The following is a 14,165-nucleotide window of genomic DNA, read 5'->3' on the forward strand; positions in this document are numbered from 1 at the left end:
TGTCATCTCTCCAATATTCCGTATGGCGCCATAAGATCAAGGCACAAAAACTGACATTAGTTCTCTGGCGCAAAGGTTTCGCACATCGTCATCATCACGGCACGCAAGCTTGCTTGAGGGGTAGCGGGCTTTTTTCATTGGTGTGTCATGTGTGTACAAAAAACGCATTGCCATTTAGCGGTGTGTAATATGCACACCTAAAGGTGGGCAATGAGAAGTCGAGAGGTGATTGACCTGTTGGTTGCAGATGGTTGGGTGGCGGTGAAGGGGAGTCATCACCAGTTCAAACACCCTATGAAGCGGGGGAGAGTAACCGTCCCTCATCCCAAGTCGGAGATTGCAGTATTTTCAAGTCAGTGCGGTTTAATGCCTCTTTGCCGGAACACCTGTTGCAACGCATTGATGAGCGTGTGCAGAAGCACCATCGCTATGCATCGCGGTCAGGGTTCTTGGCGACTGCCGCATTGCGCGAGCTTTCAGCGTAAACCAACTCAAGCAAACACTATCTATCCAACGGATTCCCCATGAGCCCCGAAGAACTCCAAATCACCGACCTGCGACCCGGCACCGGCAAAGCCGTGGTCAAGGGCGCGCTGATCACCACCCAATACACCGGCACCCTGGAAGATGGCACGGTGTTCGATTCGTCCTGGGAACGCGGCAAGCCGTTCCAGTGTGTGATCGGCACCGGGCGTGTGATCAAGGGCTGGGACCAGGGCTTGATGGGCATGCAGGTCGGCGGTGTACGGACCTTGTTCGTTCCGGCGCATCTGGCCTATGGCGAGCGATCGATGGGCAAGCATATCAAGCCCAACAGCAACCTGCGTTTTGAGATTGAGTTGCTGGAAGTACTGACGCGGGATGATTGAGACCTCCTGGATAAACACTTCCTGAACCCTCCCTGAAGAATCTTCTTATTCACCATACGGAAACTTTCCTACGGTTTACTCTCCCATCATCGGGGCGTAAGCTTCGCGCGTTTTCATCAATAGCGGAGACCCTCAGTGGGTACTTGTTCGAGTGACAGTAGTCGGCCGGTTTCAGTAACCGGCACAGGCTTGGCAAGGTAACGCGCATTTTTCCGATGCCGTTGTCTCGCCACTAAAAGCGAGAAGCGGCATCCCGGCAGCGGCCAGTCCTGGCACCTGCCCGAATCCCTCTCATCGACGCTGACCAGCACCCGGTTCACCTCGGGATGCTACGGACGCGCCTGTCCTTTGCGGCAGGCGGGCCAAAGTGGCTGTGCCTGTAAACAGGGCGCGGCGCACAAGGCAGTACCTGCACGACGGTTTTTTCCTCGCGCAGGAGTAACACCATGAACCTCACTCTGCTCAAAGAGTTCTTTGCCGGCTTCCTGCGGACCCGGCACATCGCCCGGCATTTCCGCCGCCTGGCGATGCTCGAAACCGTGACCGACGCCAGCGTCAGCCGCGAAGTGCCGCCGACCCTGGCGCAAACCCTGGTGGTCTCGGCCAACAGCAGTGCCGTGCAATTGCTCGGTACCCTGGGCAGTCACGCCGAGGGGTTGAATACCCAGGAAGCCGACGCCCTGCGCGTGCAATACGGCCTCAACGAAGTCGAGCATGAGCAGCCGCTGCCTTGGTGGGTGCACCTGTGGCACTGCTACAAGAACCCGTTCAACCTGCTGCTGACGTTGCTGGCGGTGATCTCGTGGCTGACCGAAGACATGAAGGCCGCCACGGTGATTTTCTCCATGGTGGTGCTGTCGACGCTGCTGCGTTTCTGGCAGGAGGCCAAGTCCAACAAGGCTGCCGATGCCCTCAAGGCGATGGTGAGCAACACCGCCACCGTGCTGCGCCGCGATGAAGCCAAGCGCATCGAACTGCCGATCAAGCAATTGGTGCCGGGCGACCTGATCGTGCTCTCCGCCGGTGACATGATCCCTGCCGATTGCCGCGTGCTCAGTGCCAAGGACCTGTTCGTCAGCCAGGCGGCGATGACCGGCGAATCGATGCCGGTGGAAAAGTTCGCCCAGCAGCAGGACGCCAAGACCCGCAACCCGCTGGACCTGGAGAACATCCTGTTCATGGGCACCAACGTGGTGTCCGGCGCGGCGACGGCAGTGATCCTGACCACCGGCAACAGCACCTATTTCGGGGCGCTGGCCCAACGTGTAACCGCCACCGACCGTGCAACCACCTCGTTCCAGCACGGCGTCAACAAGGTCAGCTGGTTGCTGATCCGCTTCATGTTCGTGATGGCGCCGCTGGTGCTGTTCATCAACGGCTTCACCAAGGGTGACTGGACCGAAGCGCTGTTGTTTGCGCTGTCGATTGCCGTGGGCCTGACCCCGGAAATGCTGCCGATGATCGTGACCTCCACCCTGGCCAAAGGCGCGGTGTTCCTGTCGCGCAAGAAAGTCATCGTCAAGCGCCTGGACGCGATCCAGAACTTCGGCGCCATGGACGTGCTGTGCACCGACAAGACCGGCACCCTGACCCAGGACAAGATCTTCCTGGCGCGCCATGTGGACGTGTGGGGCGAAGAGTCCGATGACGTGCTGGAAATGGCCTACCTCAACAGCTACTACCAGACCGGCCTGAAAAACCTGTTGGATGTAGCGGTGCTGGAGCACGTGGAGGTGCATCGCGAGTTGAAGGTCGGCACCGCGTTCCAGAAAATTGATGAGATCCCGTTCGACTTCAACCGCCGCCGCATGTCGGTGGTGGTCGCCGAACAGGGTCAACCGCACCTGCTGATCTGCAAGGGCGCCGTGGAGGAAATCCTCTCGGTGTGCAACAACGTGCGCCATGGTGAGACCAATGAGGCGCTGACTGAAGAGTTGCTGGCGCGCATTCGTCAGGTGACGGCAGCGTTCAACGAAGAAGGCCTGCGCGTGGTCGCCGTGGCCGCACAGCCGATGGCACCGGGACGTGATACCTACAGCCTGGCGGATGAGAAAAACCTCACGCTGATCGGCTACGTTGCCTTCCTCGACCCACCGAAGGAAAGCACCGCGCCCGCGCTCAAGGCGCTGAAAGCCCACGGCGTCGCCGTGAAAGTGCTGACCGGTGACAACGAACTGGTCACCGCCAAGATCTGCCGCGAAGTGGGCCTGGAGCAACAGGGCCTGCTGATGGGCAACGACATCGAGGACATGACCGACGCCGAATTGGCCAAGGCCGTGGAAACCACCAACGTGTTCGCCAAGCTGACGCCCTCCCATAAGGAGCGCATCGTGCGCCTGCTCAAGGCCAATGGGCATGTGGTGGGCTTCATGGGGGATGGCATCAATGATGCGCCGGCGCTGCGTACTGCCGACATCGGTATTTCGGTGGACAGTGCGGTGGACATCGCCAAGGAAGCGGCCGACATCATCCTGTTGGAAAAGAGCCTGATGATCCTGGAGGAGGGCGTGCTGGAAGGCCGGCGCACCTTCGCCAACATGCTCAAGTACATCAAGATGACCGCCAGCTCCAACTTCGGCAATGTGTTTTCGGTGCTGGTGGCCAGTGCGTTCATTCCGTTCCTGCCGATGCTGCCAATGCATCTGCTGGTGCAAAACCTGCTGTATGACATTTCGCAGATTGCGATCCCGTTCGATAACGTCGACGACGAGATGCTGAGTAAACCCCAGCGCTGGCAGCCAGGAGATGTCGGCCGTTTCATGCTGTTTTTCGGGCCGATCAGTTCAATTTTTGACATCACCACGTTCGCACTCATGTGGTACGTCTTTGACGCCAATACCCCCGACCACCAGACCCTGTTCCAGTCCGGCTGGTTCGTGGTGGGGTTGCTGACCCAGACGCTGATCGTGCACATGATTCGCACCCCGAAGATTCCGTTCCTGCAAAGCCGTGCGGCGATGCCGTTGATGGCGATGACTGGCGTGATCATGGCGGTGGGGATTTTCCTGCCGATGGGGCCACTGGCGCACTACTTCAAATTGCAGGCGCTGCCGTCGCTGTACTTCGTGTTCCTGCCGGTGATCCTGCTGGCATACATGGCCCTGACCCAGGCGGTGAAGGGGTACTACATCCGTAAGTTTGGCTGGCAATGAACAGGGAAGATTTCCTATGCAAGCAATCAACAACATCAACCTCGAATCCCTGGTCGACACCCTGGTCAGCCTCACCGCAGCCTTCATCCTGGGTGGCCTGATCGGTTTTGAGCGTCAGTACCGCCAGCGCACGGCGGGCCTGCGCACCAACGTGCTGGTGGCGGTGGGCGCGGCGATTTTTGTCGACATGGCCAGCCGGCTCGGCGGCGCGGAAGGCGCGGTGCGGGTGGTGGCCTATGTGGTGTCGGGTATCGGCTTTCTAGGTGCCGGCGTGATCATGCGCGAAGAAGGCAATGTGCGCGGGCTCAACACGGCGGCCACCCTCTGGGCGTCGGCGGCGGTGGGCGCTTGCGCGGGCGCCGACCTGGTCCTCGAAGCGCTGCTGGGCACGCTGTTTGTGCTGGCGGCCAACACCTTGCTGCGTCCCATCGTCAATAACATCAACCGTCAGCCACTGGACGTGGTGTCGGCGGAAGTCACCAACATCTTGTACGTGATTGCCCGGCGTACCCAGCAAAAGGCCGTTCTGGCTTTGCTGGAGGCCGAGCTGGCGCGCTGTAACTACCCAGCCAGCGATGTGGACGTGCGGCCTTTTGGCACGGAAGAAGTGGAAATCGAAGCCACCCTGGCCGTGACCTCGGTAGACGGTGATGAGCTGGACGCCCTGGTGGCGCGAATTTCGATGTCGACCCTGGTGGTGCAAGCGTTCTGGAGCCCCAGTACCACCGAGTAGTCCCCGCCTGTCGGGCCTTGCCCCGCGCAAAGCTGGCTATGCTATGACAAGGAAAAGTCCTACAAGTATTGGAGACTATCCCTTCATTTGAGCGGACACGCCGTTGTTAAGGTTGCGCGCTTGCGTCTTCCCAGGAGGCAGGGCGCAGCTCTACGTATTTAGCGTGTTCTATCAAAAGGAGGGGTCTGTACTGCCTGAAGTGTCATGCAGAGTAATCAGTACCGTTTGTCGGAACTGTTACTTTTCACAGGTAGATAGGTCCCGTGTGATATGTAAGCGTACTGATCCCTCGGGGAGTCTTATGAGCAAAGCTTTAATTGTGGACGATCACCCTTTTATCCGCGCCACCGTGAAGTACCTGTTGAAGCAGGAGGGCTTCGATACCATCTTTGAAGCGGGCAACGGCGCCGACGCCATGCAGATTGCTCGGGAGGAGCGCCCGGATCTGGTTATCCTCGATCTGGCAATGCCAAAGCTTGGCGGGCTGGAGGTGATCAGCCGGATAAAGGCGCTGGGACTGCCCTGCAAGATCCTGGTGCTCACGTCCTACCTGGCGGTATTTTTCTCAACTCGCTGCATGCGCGCCGGGGCCATGGGCTTTGTTGCCAAGACCGGTGAACTGGACGAGTTGCAAAAGGCGATCAGGGCCATCAGGGCCGGTTACAGTTGCTTCCCGAGCACGGCCACCAGTTCCGTGCGCCGCGACGATTTGCAGACCACCGAACAGGAGTTGGTGGAGGCGCTGTCCGACCGCGAATTGACGGTACTGCAAAAACTGGCGCTGGGCCTGGACAACAAGTCAATCGCCGAGGATATGCTGTTGAGCCACAAGACCATCAGCACCTACAAGACTCGCCTCAAAGAGAAGCTGCGCATGTCCTCGGTGGTGCACCTGTCCAAGTTTGCCCAGCGCAATCATCTGATCTGAAATGACCATCTCCCGGCTGGTGACATTCACGGCCATCCTGCTGATGGGGCTGTTGCCCTGTGCAGCGATGGCCCTGGACGAACCGCATGCCCTTCGACTGCTCGGCCATTCCACCCTGGAGCACCCAACAGTAGCGCTGGATGACAGCGACTGGCAGTGGTTGCGCGAGCGCCGCACGTTGGTGATGGGCGTGTCGGCACCCGACTACGCACCGTTCGACCTGAGCAACGACAACGATTTTGAAGGCATCACGGCTGACTACACGTGGCTGATCAGCCTGATCTTGAATGTACCTATCGAGGTTCGGCGCTACGACACCCGTGATGAAGTGATCGAGGCGCTCAAGCTGGGCGAGGTGGATCTGGTGGGGTCGGCCAATGGTTATGAGGCGGCCGACAAGGCGTTGGTACTGTCGCGTTCCTACGCCAATGATCAACCGGTGCTGGTGACCCGCACGGGTGAAAGCCATTCCTTGAGCGCCGACCTGGCCGGCAAGCGCGTGGCGATGCTCTACCACTATATGCAACCCGAAGCTGTCCAGGCCTTTTACCCCCAGGCGCAACTGTTGTTGTACGGTTCGACTCATCAGGCCATCGGTGCCGTGGCTTTCGGGCAGGCGGATGTCTACCTGGGCGATGCCATCAGCGCCCGCTATCTGATCAACAAGAACCACCTTAATAACGTGCGCATGGCAGACTTCTCCGCGCTGGAGGTCAACCCGTTCGGGTTCGCGTTTACTGCCGACAACCAGCGTCTGTTGACGATCATCAATGCCGCGCTGGCAGTTATCCCGGCCAGCCAGCAGATGGAAATCCTGCGTCGCTGGAGTGCCGGCGGCAGTGGGTTCCTGGAGGCTGACCGATTGCGCTTGAGTGACAGCGAGCAGCGTTGGCTGGAGAAGCATCCCCGGGTGAGAGTGGCAGTACTGGATAAGTTCGTGCCGCTGTCATTTTTCAATGAGCAAGGGCAGTTCGCGGGGTTGAGTGATGAGGTCTTGTCGCGTATCAGCTTGCGCACGGGCTTGAAGTTCGAGGTGGTGCAGGGCAGTTCGCTGCCTCGGCAAGTCGACGAGGTCAGCGCCGGCCAAATGGACATGCTGGCGGTGATCACGCCCAGTATCGAGCGTTCCGAAAAGGTTCGCTTTACCCGGCCTTACCTGTCCAATCCCTATGTGCTTGTGGCGCGCGCCGACGACCAACGTCTGCTGACCCTGGAGGACATGCCGGGGAAACGCCTGGCGGTCATCGGTGGCAACAGCCTCGCTGCGCAAATCGCGCAGGACTATCCGGGGATCGTGTTTGTCGACGTCGAAAACCCTGAGCAGGCTATGGAATGGGTGGCCAAGGGCAATGCCGACGCGACAGTCATTTCGTTGATCAGCGCACGCTACATGATCACGCGCAGCTATCGCGATCGTCTGCGTATCACCAGCACGGTCGGTACGGAACCGGCGCGGATTGCCTTCGGCGTCAACCGCAGCCAGTTGGAATTGTATTCGATCCTCGAGAAAGCGCTGTTGAGCATTTCGCCTGAAGAAATGGACGGACTGACTAATCATTGGCGCAGTGAAATCATCATTGAAGACAGCTACTGGGTCAGTCATCGCAATGTAATCATCCAAGGGTTTGGCCTGGCCGCATTGTTGTTGCTGATCACCCTGGGTTGGGTGTTCTACCTGCGTAACCTGATTCGCAAGCGTGCCCAGGCCGAACGCGCCTTGAGCGACCAGATGCGGTTTATGAGCGTGCTGATCGACGGCACGCCTCACCCGATTTACGTGCGCGACCGCCAGGGGCGCTTGATGGCGTGCAACAACGCGTACCTTGACGTGTTCGGCTTCAAGCTGGAGGACGTGATCGGCAAGACCGTTGTGGAGACCGATACGGGCAACCCGCCCCAGGCCCAGTCGTTCCATGCCGACTACCTGGACTTGATGGCGCGTGGTGAGCCGCAGATTCACGACCGGGTGCTGAAGGTGCCCGGTGGCGGTGTGCTGACGATTTACCAGTGGATGCTGCCGTACCGTGATAGCAACGGTAACGTGGTGGGCATGATTGCCGGTTGGGTGGATGTGAGCGAACGTCAACGCCTGTTGGGCGAACTTCGGGAAGCCAAGGAAGACGCGGACGCCGCCAACCGTGCCAAGACCACGTTCCTGGCGACGATGAGTCATGAGATCCGAACGCCGATGAACGCGGTGATCGGCATGATTGAACTCGCCCAGCAAAACGCTGAGCAGGGGTATGTGGACCGAGATGCGCTGGAAGTGGCGTCGGTGGCTTCGCACAGCTTGCTGGAGCTGATCGGCGATATCCTGGACATTGCGCGAATAGAAACCGGCCACCTGTCCCTGACCCTGGAGCCGGCCAACCTGCACGAGCTGTTGGCCTCTGTGGCGCGGGTGTTCGAAGGGCTGGCGCGGGACAAGGGCCTGTTGTTGCATGTCGAGCTGGACCCGATGATCGACCGGCCGGTACTGGTCGATCCGTTGCGTTTCAAGCAAGTGGTGTCGAACCTGTTAGGCAATGCCATCAAATTCACCTCTTCCGGTCACATACGCTTGGGTGCCCAAGCCGCATCGGTGTTGGCCGGGGAGCATTTGAATCTGCGGCTTTGCGTGGAAGATACGGGGATCGGCATCAGTGCCGAAGATCAGCTGCGTTTGTTCAACCCCTTCATCCAGGGCAGCAATAACGAGCAATCGGCACGTAGCGGTTCGGGCCTGGGGTTGGTGATCAGCCGTAACCTGTGCGAGATGATGGGCGGCCAGCTGCACCTGAGCAGCGTGCTGGGAAAGGGGACGCGGGTGGATGTGACACTGGCACTGGTGTTGACCACGGCAGCACCGGTTTGCTCATCTGTCCCCTGTGCTCCTGCCACGCAGGCATTGAAACTTCTGGTGGTCGATGACTATCCGGCCAACCGCTTGCTGCTGGCTCGACAGTTGACCTTCCTGGGGCATCACATCGTTACGGCCGAGGATGGCGCCGAAGGCTTTGCACTTTGGCAAGGCGGGCATTTTGACGGGGTGATCACTGACAGCAATATGCCCGTCATGGACGGCTACACGTTGGCGCGTAATATTCGTGCCCAGGAACGGCAACGTGGCCTGGTACCTTGCCTGGTACTGGGATTTACCGCCAACGCCCAGCCTGAGGAAGTCGAGCGCTGCCGACAGGCCGGCATGGACGGTTGCCTGTTCAAGCCGACGGGGCTTGACGATCTACGTGCGGCCTTGGCATCGCGCACGGCCAGCGCTGCAACGGATGAAGCCCAAGCGCAATTTGATTTGGGCTCGCTGGCGATGCTGACAGGTGGCGACACGGCTGTGCTCAACGACTTGCTGGCACCCTTGCTCACTAGCCTTGCAGAGGACCTCCGAATGCTGTCGACCCTGCAGGACCGGGCCGATTTCGCCAAGTTGTATGACCTGGCTCATCGTGTCAAAGGCGGTGCGCGCATGGTCAAGGCCCAGGCGCTGATCGCCTGTTGCGAGGCTTTGGAGGACGCGTGCGAAAGGCGCGACGGCGATGCGGTGGCGGTGGCGGCATTGAGCGTGGCTATCGACGGTTTGCATCATGGCCTGAGTCAGTACTGCAAGCAGGCTTGACCGAAGCGGACAGCCGCTCGGCAGGTTTGGGAGAACTCCTACATGGAACGGGAACAAGCCTGATTTTGTCGTCGGCATATGTCTGGAAAATGGGCCTCGCTCACTGACGAGCACTGCCTGCCCAGGGGTTCGCCATGCCAAACAAAGCACTGACCATCCTGATTGCCGATGAGCAACACCTGCAACGCCTGTATATCGAAAAAATGCTCAACCAGTTGGGTTATCACCGGATCGTTCCGGTGCAGACCTTCGAAGAGGTCCAACTGCTCACCGCCATCCCGGCGCAGCCGTTCGATGTCCTGATCATCAACGCGGGGCTGGCGATCCACACCTGCGGTCCTCAACCCCAGGTGCATCATGTGCTGGTCTATGATCACCTGGATCTGGGCCTGTCTGCCGACGCAACGCCGGCGGTGCTGGTACGCCTGCCCGGCGTGCCGGACAACGTCAACCTCGAACACTTCATGGACATCATCGACCCGCCCGTGGCCGCCACAGGCCTGCGCGTGCTGCCATGGCTGCGGGAATTATCCCGCACGCCTGTGGCCGGAGTTTAGTCCCACTGCGGGGCGATACCCTTGGGGCTGGTCAGGCGATGACCGCGTTCCAGCTCGGCAATCTGTACCATGTCGGCAGGGCTCAAGGTCAGTTGCAGGGCCTTGAGGTTGCTTTCCAGGTTGACGCGTTTGGTCGACGACGGGATGACGGCGTAACCCAGTTGCATGGCCCAGGCCAGCGTCACTTGCGCCGGGGTCGCCTGATGGCGTTCGGCGATTTGCCGGATCACCGGGTCCTTGAGCACTTCGCCGTAGGCCAGGGTCATGTAGGACGTGATCTGGATACCGTTGGCGGTGGCGAAGTCCACGACCTTGCGGTTTTGCAGGTAGGGGTGCAGCTCGATCTGGTTGGTGGCGATATTCTGCGCACCCACCGCCGCAATCGCTTGCTTCATCAGGTCGATGGTGAAGTTGGAGATGCCGATCTGTCGGGTCAGGCCCAGGCGCTTGGCTTCCAGCAACTGGCCCATGAACTCGGCGACAGGCACCTGGTCTTCCGGCGAGGGCCAGTGGATCAGGGTAAGGTCCAGGAAGTCGGTTTTCAGTTTGCGCAGGCTTTCTTTCAGGCTTGGAATCAACTGGCCGTCGGCGAAGTTGGCGATCCAGATCTTGCTGGTGATGAACAGCTCATCGCGCGGGATGCCGCTGTCGGCAATGGCCTGGCCGACGTCGGTTTCGTTCTCGTAGATTTGCGCCGTATCGATGACGCGGTAGCCCAGCTCGAGGCCGGTGCTGACGGAATCGATCACCACCTGACCTTGCAGACGGAAGGTGCCTAGGCCAAAGGCCGGAACGTTTTGCGTGGTGGACATCAGTAACTCCTGAAGGGGGGGAACAATGGAGTCGAGTATCCGCCTGTTGCTCCTTCGGAAAAACCGTCGAACCCGAAAAGGACTCTTTACCGCAGATCACGAATTTACGGGGGGCTGGATGGGTGTCGCCGGGCTTTCGCGACGATGTAGAGTCATGCTGGCGACTCAATCCAAGGAAACCTCCGCATGACCCAAGGCCATCTGGGGCAACCGTGAGGCCCTCGATGCCATGCTCGACGCCGCCCTGCGCACCGAAGCCGATGCCGCCCTGTTAGTGCTGGACTACCCGGCCGAGTTGACGGAGGAGTTGGACTGCCCGCTGGTGGTGCTGCCATGTAACCCGGACTTTGCGCTGTTCGCCCGGGCGTTCGGCTGCACCGTGAACCAGCTCCGCAACCTGGATTAATTGCAGACGGACCTGCGCAACGTGTTTCCAAGGCAATGGCGTGACCCTGATAGAGCATGAAACATGCCTGCGCTGTTTGAGGAACTCACGTGAAGGTTTTTGATTGTTCACGCCCATCCCGAGCCGCAGTCGTTCACAGCGGCACTGACGCCTGGTGTTTGCGAAACTCGAGCAATTTGATGAGGCGCCGTGCACGATGTGGCAGCGCCTTGGTCGTTCAGCCTTGTGCGCGAAGACGCTCGGCAGCGCTACGCAACAACTGCTCGGTGGCATCCCAGCCCAGGCAGCCATCGGTCACCGACACGCCGTACTTCATCGATGCGCTCAACGGCTGGCAGCCTTCGAACAGGTGGCTTTCGAGCATCATGCCGATCAGCGACGTGTCGCCCTGCAAGCGCTGCTCCAGCACGTCGTTGAACACCGCCGGTTGACGCAGCGGGTCTTTGCCGCTGTTGGCATGGCTGCAATCGACCATGATCCGCGCCGCCACCTTGGACTTGGCCAGGTCGTGTTTCACCTGCGCCACGCTTTGCGCATCGTAGTTCGGCCCACGGTGGCCGCCGCGCAGCACCAGGTGGGTGTCGGGGTTGCCCGGGGTCTGGATGATCGCCGGGTGCCCCTGGCTGTCGACGCCGAAGTGACGGTGCGGGTGGGACGCCGAGCGCATCGCGTCGCAGGCAATCGCCACGCCGCCGTCGGTGCCGTTCTTGAAGCCCACGGGCATGCCCAGGCCGCTGGCCATTTCGCGGTGGATCTGCGATTCGGTGGTGCGTGCGCCAATCGCGACCCAACTGAGCAGGTCATCGAAGTAGCCGGCGGCCATCGGTTGCAGCAGCTCAGTGGCGACCGGCAGGCCCAGGCGCAGCATTTCGCGCATCAGTTCGCGGGACAGGCTGAGACCCGCGGCCATGTCGTCGCTGCCGTCCAGGTGCGGGTCGTAGGCCAGGCCTTTCCAGCCGATGGTGGTGCGCGGTTTCTCGACGTAGGCGCGGATCACCAGCAGCATCTGGTCGCTCACTTCGAGTGCGAGTTTCCTCAGGTTGCGTGCGTATTCCATGGCCGACTCCGGGTCGTGGATCGAGCACGGGCCGACGATCACCAGCAAACGTGAATCCTGGCCATTGAGGATGGCGCGCACGGCGTGGCGATGGGCGTGGACTTGTTCATTGAGGAACGGGCTGAGCGGCAGCTTGAGCTTTAAATCAAGCGCGCTGGGCAAGCGCTGGGTCAGGGCTTCATTGGCGCTGGTCAGGGCAGAAACGGGCAGAGCGGCGGTGGCAGAGTTCATATTCAAGGCTTCCTGGGCAAGCGGCGGGCTGTTCCCGCGCGCCTGGCCCTACTGGGGTGTTCGACAGTGGGCCGTATTGGCTGTGTGTGTTGGCTTGCCACCCATAGGTGACCGATCGGAGGCGGCAGGCTGTCCCGAGCGGAGCTGGCTAAATCGCCATGCAGTGAAAGTGTCGTAGCGGTAATAGGTGGCGTAGTTCATGTCGTGTGTCCTTTAAGTGTTCGTCAAAAAATATTGGGGCCTGAAAAAACAAAACCCCCGGTCGGGGAGCCGACCGGGGGGTTTGGATTTCTCTGGTAGGCGACCCCTTGAGTAGTGGGCGCCGATTTCAGGTATCAGGCGCGCCAGTGGCTAAACCAATACCCAAAATAAAAGCTGACCAGTGCGCTCGAACCGTTCACACGGGTAGCCGATACCGAGCGCGGGGCGCTGGCAACAGGGCAAACCTGAGTGGGGGTGAGTTGCAACATGGTGTGTCTCCAAATGATGGGGGGAGCTTACTAGAGGCACGCAGGTGGATTCAATCAGTAATTTCTATTGCGCGGGGGTACTGACCGCTATCGACCGCGATATGCTTGCAACACCTTGGATGATTGCCTGGACGCGACCATGACTGCCCTGACCCTTGCTGCTGCTCAATCTGTTTCCATCGCGGGCGACGTGCCGGCCAATATCGAACGGCACTTGGCCCTCATGCACGCGGCGGCCGAACATGGCGTGCACGTGCTGGTATTTCCGGAACTGTCTTTGACCGGCTATGAACCATCACTCGCGGCCGAATTAGCGATTGCTCCCGAAGACGCGCTGCTGGCACCGCTGCGCGAAATGGCACGGGAATTGGGCTTGACGGCGGTGGTCGGCATGCCGATTCGCCTGGCACCTGGGGCAGGTGTGCTGATCGGCGCGCTGGTGTTGGGGGCAGACGGTTCTCTTGCGGTGTACACCAAGCAGCATCTGCATCCAGGCGAAGAAGCGGTGTTTGCCCCAGGGCAGGGGGGAGCGGCGCTTGACATCGGCGATGAGCGGATTGCGCTGGCGGTGTGCGCGGATTTCTCCCGCGCCAGTCACCCGCGCCAGGCGGCCCAGATGGGCGCCACTGTCTATGCCGCCGGTGTGTTGATCAGCGAAGGCGGCTACGCAGCGGACAGCGCGTTGCTCCAGGGGTATGCGGCCGAGCATGGCCTGGTGGTGCTGGTAGCCAACCATGGCGGGCCATCGGGTGGCTATGTGTGTGCCGGTCGCAGCGCCATTTGGGCCGCAGATGGCCGTTTACTGGCTGCTGCGTCGGGCCTGGGTGATGCGCTGGTAATCGCCCGTCGTGATGGCGCCGTGTGGGCTGGCCAAGTGGTAGCGCTGTAAATGGCGTTTCACCTGCGCGCTGCGACGGACCAGGACTTGCCGTTCGCCCGAACCCTGACCTTTGAGGCCATGAGTCGCTATTACCTGCAATACGATCTGGTGTGGTCCAACGACGGCTTCGATGTGGCTTGGGCGGGCCGCGAAAACTGGCTGATCTGCAACGACGAGACCGTGTTGGGCTTTATCAGTTTGAGCCGCGACAGCCGCGCACTCTATATCCGTGAGCTGCATATGCTTGCGGCATGTCGTGGGCAGGGCGCGGGCAGTTGGGTCTTGGAGCAGATGGCGCTCAAGGCTCAGGCCCTGGGGTTGCTGCGTCTGACCGTGTTCAAGACCAATCCGGCCCGAAGGCTCTATCAGCGCATGGGGCTGAGTATCGTCGGTGAAGAAAACTGCTTCTGGCGCATGGAACGTCTCTGTCCATCAAGCTAAACCACGCACCCAATTCTAA

Annotated in this window: 10 protein-coding genes and 3 pseudogenes; 11 read left to right on the forward strand and 2 right to left on the reverse strand. The window is 60.2% G+C overall.

All coding sequences use genetic code 11. The features are described from left to right. Window positions 1-210: 210 nt before the first annotated feature. From K5K89_RS11290 to K5K89_RS11325, 8 genes and pseudogenes are all read left to right on the forward strand, one after another. Window positions 211-339: pseudogene (locus K5K89_RS11290) on the forward strand (type II toxin-antitoxin system HicA family toxin); the annotation flags it as partial. An 11-nt stretch (window positions 340-350) separates the two neighbouring features. Next, window positions 351-485 (forward strand): annotated as a pseudogene (locus K5K89_RS11295) (type II toxin-antitoxin system HicB family antitoxin); the annotation flags it as partial. Window positions 486-524: 39 nt separating this feature from the next. Further along, the gene (locus tag K5K89_RS11300; RefSeq protein ID WP_071489645.1) at window positions 525-869 is read left to right on the forward strand and encodes an FKBP-type peptidyl-prolyl cis-trans isomerase; all 345 of its coding nucleotides are present in this window, start codon (window positions 525-527) and stop codon (window positions 867-869) included. A gap of 446 nt (window positions 870-1,315) precedes the next feature. Further along, the gene (gene mgtA, locus K5K89_RS11305) at window positions 1,316-4,021 is read left to right on the forward strand and encodes a magnesium-translocating P-type ATPase (protein WP_092249740.1); all 2,706 of its coding nucleotides are present in this window, start codon (window positions 1,316-1,318) and stop codon (window positions 4,019-4,021) included. A gap of 16 nt (window positions 4,022-4,037) precedes the next feature. Beyond that, on the forward strand, window positions 4,038-4,754 hold the full coding sequence (locus K5K89_RS11310; protein ID WP_033902087.1) for an MgtC/SapB family protein: 717 nt from the start codon (window positions 4,038-4,040) through the stop codon (window positions 4,752-4,754). A 301-nt stretch (window positions 4,755-5,055) separates the two neighbouring features. Then, a complete protein-coding gene (locus K5K89_RS11315) occupies window positions 5,056-5,682 on the forward strand; it encodes a response regulator transcription factor (RefSeq protein WP_071489642.1) in 627 nt (208 codons plus the stop codon). A gap of 1 nt (window position 5,683) precedes the next feature. Continuing rightward, window positions 5,684-9,292 carry a transporter substrate-binding domain-containing protein gene (locus K5K89_RS11320; protein WP_222541415.1) on the forward strand — a complete coding sequence of 1,203 codons (3,609 nt, stop codon included), beginning with the start codon at window positions 5,684-5,686 and terminating at the stop codon, window positions 9,290-9,292. A gap of 134 nt (window positions 9,293-9,426) precedes the next feature. Continuing rightward, complete coding sequence (locus tag K5K89_RS11325) at window positions 9,427-9,849, forward strand: chemotaxis protein CheY (RefSeq protein WP_071489640.1); 423 nt, start codon at window positions 9,427-9,429, stop codon at window positions 9,847-9,849. On the opposite strand, the gene dkgB is transcribed toward K5K89_RS11325, so the two are convergent. Then, on the reverse strand, window positions 9,846-10,661 hold the full coding sequence (gene dkgB / locus K5K89_RS11330; RefSeq protein WP_071489639.1) for a 2,5-didehydrogluconate reductase DkgB: 816 nt from the start codon (window positions 10,659-10,661) through the stop codon (window positions 9,846-9,848). The two genes, K5K89_RS11325 and dkgB, sit on opposite strands and share 4 nt — an antisense overlap. Window positions 10,662-10,857: 196 nt before the next feature. Between dkgB and K5K89_RS28945 the strand changes: the two are divergent. Further along, window positions 10,858-11,147: pseudogene (locus K5K89_RS28945) on the forward strand (hypothetical protein); the annotation flags it as partial. A 137-nt stretch (window positions 11,148-11,284) separates the two neighbouring features. On the opposite strand, the gene K5K89_RS11340 reads toward K5K89_RS28945, so the two are convergent. Continuing rightward, window positions 11,285-12,355, reverse strand: a complete 1,071-nt coding sequence (locus K5K89_RS11340; protein WP_222541416.1) for a 3-deoxy-7-phosphoheptulonate synthase — start codon at window positions 12,353-12,355, stop codon at window positions 11,285-11,287. 609 nt (window positions 12,356-12,964) lie between these two features. Here K5K89_RS11340 and K5K89_RS11345 point away from each other — a divergent pair. Both K5K89_RS11345 and K5K89_RS11350 read left to right on the forward strand, forming a co-directional pair. Next, window positions 12,965-13,714 (forward strand): carbon-nitrogen hydrolase family protein, encoded by a 750-nt coding sequence (locus tag K5K89_RS11345; RefSeq protein WP_222541417.1) that lies wholly within the window; start codon window positions 12,965-12,967, stop codon window positions 13,712-13,714. Next, a complete protein-coding gene (locus K5K89_RS11350; RefSeq protein WP_092249782.1) occupies window positions 13,715-14,146 on the forward strand; it encodes a GNAT family N-acetyltransferase in 432 nt (143 codons plus the stop codon). Window positions 14,147-14,165 lie beyond the last annotated feature (19 nt).

The organism is Pseudomonas sp. DR208, assembly GCF_019823005.1.
Lineage (GTDB): Bacteria > Pseudomonadota > Gammaproteobacteria > Pseudomonadales > Pseudomonadaceae > Aquipseudomonas > Aquipseudomonas extremorientalis.

Coding starts and splice junctions, on each gene's coding strand:
- K5K89_RS11300 (WP_071489645.1), top strand. CDS start 525: ATGAGCCCCGAAGAACTCCAAATCACCGACCTGCGACCCGGCACCGGC.
- mgtA (WP_092249740.1), top strand. CDS start 1,316: ATGAACCTCACTCTGCTCAAAGAGTTCTTTGCCGGCTTCCTGCGGACC.
- K5K89_RS11310 (WP_033902087.1), top strand. CDS start 4,038: ATGCAAGCAATCAACAACATCAACCTCGAATCCCTGGTCGACACCCTG.
- K5K89_RS11315 (WP_071489642.1), top strand. CDS start 5,056: ATGAGCAAAGCTTTAATTGTGGACGATCACCCTTTTATCCGCGCCACC.
- K5K89_RS11320 (WP_222541415.1), top strand. CDS start 5,684: ATGACCATCTCCCGGCTGGTGACATTCACGGCCATCCTGCTGATGGGG.
- K5K89_RS11325 (WP_071489640.1), top strand. CDS start 9,427: ATGCCAAACAAAGCACTGACCATCCTGATTGCCGATGAGCAACACCTG.
- dkgB (WP_071489639.1), bottom strand. CDS start 10,661: ATGTCCACCACGCAAAACGTTCCGGCCTTTGGCCTAGGCACCTTCCGT.
- K5K89_RS11340 (WP_222541416.1), bottom strand. CDS start 12,355: ATGAACTCTGCCACCGCCGCTCTGCCCGTTTCTGCCCTGACCAGCGCC.
- K5K89_RS11345 (WP_222541417.1), top strand. CDS start 12,965: ATGACTGCCCTGACCCTTGCTGCTGCTCAATCTGTTTCCATCGCGGGC.
- K5K89_RS11350 (WP_092249782.1), top strand. CDS start 13,715: ATGGCGTTTCACCTGCGCGCTGCGACGGACCAGGACTTGCCGTTCGCC.